General features: G+C 69.6%; 1 protein-coding gene. It reads left to right on the top strand.

Annotated elements, in window-relative coordinates:
- Nucleotides 1-830, top strand: an 830-nt coding sequence (locus G6028_RS08460; RefSeq protein ID WP_182658622.1) for an MBL fold metallo-hydrolase, incomplete at its 5' end; no start/stop codon positions are given.
- Nucleotides 831-934 lie beyond the last annotated feature (104 nt).

Raw genomic sequence — 934 nt, 5'->3', positions numbered from 1 at the left:
GCACCCTGGTGTTCGAGCCGACCGTCCCCGCCGGTTCCGCCAAGGCGCCGTTCTACGCCAGTCTGGAGAGGCTGGTCGACGCCGTCCCCGGCGGCCGCCTGGCCAGCAAGGCGATCCTCAAGTACTTCAACGAGCCCGGCGAGGCCCTGGCCAAGGTGGGGCTGCGGCCGGAGGACGTGGACTTCCTCACGTTCGACCACCTGCACGTGCAGGACCCCCGGATGATTCTCGGTTCGAGCGAGGTGATCGCCGGCGAGCCGACGCCGCGCACCGCCCTGTTCGGCGACGCGCAGCTGCTCGTGCACCGCCGCGAACTGGCCACCCTGGAGGACCTGCACCCCATGCAATGGGCCTGGTACGTCGAGGACGGACTCGACGGCGTCCACCGGGACAGGTTCGCCGTGTTCGACGGTGACATCGAGCTCGGCCCCGGCATCGCCCTGCTGTGGACGCCCGGCCACACGGACGGCAACCACTCGCTGGTCATCAACACCCCGGACGGCGTCTGGGTCTCCTCGGAGAACGGCATCTCCCTGGACAACTGGCAGCCGGAGCTGTCGAAGATCCCGGGCGTGCGCCGCTACCACCGCGAGTACGGCCGCGAGATCTGCCCCAACGCCAACACCCTCGAGGACGCGCTGGACCAGTACGACTCCATGATCAAGGAGAAGACCCTCGCCGACCCGTGCCCGGCCGACCCGCGCTGGCTCCAGATCCTGCCCTCCACCGAACTGGCGCCGTGGAAGCGTTTCTGGCCGGTCGTGCCGACGTACTGCCACGGTGGGATCTCCTACGGCGAACTCCGCTCCGGCCTGAAGGACGGGAAGTGAAGACGACGACGACGAGGACCCGCAGCGCGCTCGTGACCGGGGCCGGTCGCGGCCTGGGCCGAGATATCGCGGGCCTGCTGGCCGACCGCGGATATCGCGTCATG

This window comes from Dietzia cercidiphylli, assembly GCF_014145145.1.
Classification (GTDB): domain Bacteria; phylum Actinomycetota; class Actinomycetes; order Mycobacteriales; family Mycobacteriaceae; genus Dietzia; species Dietzia natronolimnaea.
Note: the sequence above shows the minus strand (reverse complement) of the source record. Positions and strands in the feature narration are given on the sequence as shown.